2 protein-coding genes are annotated in these 1,934 nt (G+C 69.2%); one reads left to right on the top strand and one right to left on the bottom strand.

Features of this window, described 5'->3' with window-relative positions; all coding sequences use genetic code 11:
• Positions 1 to 29: 29 nt before the first annotated feature.
• The gene (dprA, locus tag H8A95_RS42815) at positions 30 to 1,145 is read right to left on the bottom strand and encodes a DNA-processing protein DprA (protein ID WP_229188422.1); all 1,116 of its coding nucleotides are present in this window, start codon (positions 1,143 to 1,145) and stop codon (positions 30 to 32) included.
• A gap of 127 nt (positions 1,146 to 1,272) precedes the next feature.
• Between dprA and H8A95_RS42820 the strand changes: the two genes are divergently transcribed.
• The coding region (locus H8A95_RS42820; RefSeq protein ID WP_229188423.1) for an amidase family protein at positions 1,273 to 1,934 on the top strand (662 nt) is incomplete at its 3' end.

A 1,934-nucleotide genomic window follows, 5' to 3' on the forward strand; every position in this document is an offset into this window, starting at 1 on the left:
TGGGGCAAGCTTTGCGCGAGACGCACCCGCTAAATCATCGATACCAGCCCGCCGCCGTGACGCTCGAGTCTGCCGGCGAGCTCGAGCTCCAGCAGCACCGCGCGGACGACCGCGGGCGAGACATCGGCCATTCGGATCAGATCGTCGAGGCTGATCGGGCTCGGTCCGAGCAGATTGATGATGCGGGCGCGATCGCCGCCATCGGTGGCAAAATCCAGCGGCTCGTCGTCTTCGCGCGCGCCGAGCATGACCGGCCGCTCCATGATCGGCGTCACCGCGTTGATGACGTCGGCGGCTTCGGTGACCAGCGTGGCGCCTTGCTTGATCAAATCGTTGGCGCCGGCGGCGCGCGGATCGATCGGCGAGCCCGGCACCGCGAACACCTCGCGGCCCTGTTCGGCCGCCATCCGCGCCGTGATCAGCGAGCCGGAACGATGCGCCGCTTCGACGACCACGACGCCGAGCGATGCGCCTGAGATCAGCCGGTTGCGGCGGGGAAAGTCGCGCGCCCGCGGCACGTGGCCGAGCGGCATCTCCGAGATCGCCGCGCCATGTTCGAGCAGGGCGGCGAGCAGATCCTCGTGCTCCGGCGGGTAAATCCTGTCGTGGCCGCCGGCCAGTACGGCGACCGTGCCGCTGGCAACGGTGGCGCGATGCGCTGCCTGATCGATGCCGCGGGCAAGGCCGGAGATCACGATGAAGCCGGCGTCGCCGAGATCGCGCGCAAGCTGGCCAGCAAATTTCAGTCCCGCGCCGGAAGCATTGCGGGAGCCGACGATCGCGATCATCGGCCGCATCAGGGCATCGCGCGCGCCGCGCACGCCGAGCAGCGGCGGCGCGTCGTCGATGGCGCCAAGCCGCGCCGGATACTGCGCTTCCTCCGGCGCGACGAGATCGATGCCGAACCTGCCACAGGCCGCGAGCTCCGCAGCTGCGTCGGCCTCGCTGCAGATGCGCCCAGGTCCCGATGCGCCGCCGCGGCGCGCGAGATCGGGCAAGCGCTCCAGCGCGTGCGCCGCATCGCCAAAATGGCGGAGCAGCGATGCAAAGGTGCGCGGGCCGACATTGTCGGAGCGGATCAGCCGCAGGCGGTTGAGCCGTTCGGTGTCGGTGAGTTTTGAAGGGCTGGGCGAGCGGTCATGCATGCGGGGTACAGCTTCGCCCAACCTGAGATTGCGATCAACTGCGACATTGGCGCAGCCGCGCGCGACGCGCTACAAGCGCTTGGCCAGGAAGCCGCCAAGAAGCCTCGAAGAAACAGGAAGTCCGCCGATGATCTCACTTGCTGATCTGCAACGCCGCATCGAGTCCGGCGAATTGTCCGCCGACGTCGCCATCACGCAGACGCGGGACGCCATCGCGGCGCAGGAAAAAACCATCGGCGCCTTTGTCCGCCTCGACGAGAAGGCGCGCGCGCAGCAGGCCGGGCCGCTGCGCGGTATTGCGGTCGGGATCAAGGACATCATCGATACCGCCGATTTCCCGACCGAGATGGGGGCTGCGATCTATCGCGGGCATCAGCCGCGCGCCGATGCGCCTGTCGTGATGGCGCTGAAGCAGGCCGGTGCGACCATCGTCGGCAAGACCACGACGACGGCGTTCGCGGCGAACGATCCGACGCCGACGCTCAATCCGCGCAATCACGCGCACACGCCGGGCGGCTCGTCGTCCGGCTCGGCTGCCGCGGTCGCCGCCGGGATGATCCCGCTGGCATTGGGTACGCAGACCGGCGGTTCGGTGATCCGGCCGGCCTCGTTCTGCGGCGTCGCCGCGATCAAGCCGAGCTACCGGCTGCTGCCGACCGTCGGCGTGAAGTGCTTCTCCTGGACGCTCGATACCGTGGGGCTGTTTGGCGCCGGCGTGCGCGATGTCGCGCTGGGGCTCGCTGCGATGACCAGACGGCCCGGGCTGGTCGTGCCGTCGCAGACCGCTGC

Source organism: Bradyrhizobium oropedii (genome assembly GCF_020889685.1).
Taxonomy (GTDB): domain Bacteria; phylum Pseudomonadota; class Alphaproteobacteria; order Rhizobiales; family Xanthobacteraceae; genus Bradyrhizobium; species Bradyrhizobium oropedii.

What these genes read in the sequence shown, in the direction of transcription:
- dprA (WP_229188422.1), bottom strand. Translation starts at nt 1,145, where the DNA reads ATGCATGACCGCTCGCCCAGCCCTTCAAAACTCACCGACACCGAACGG.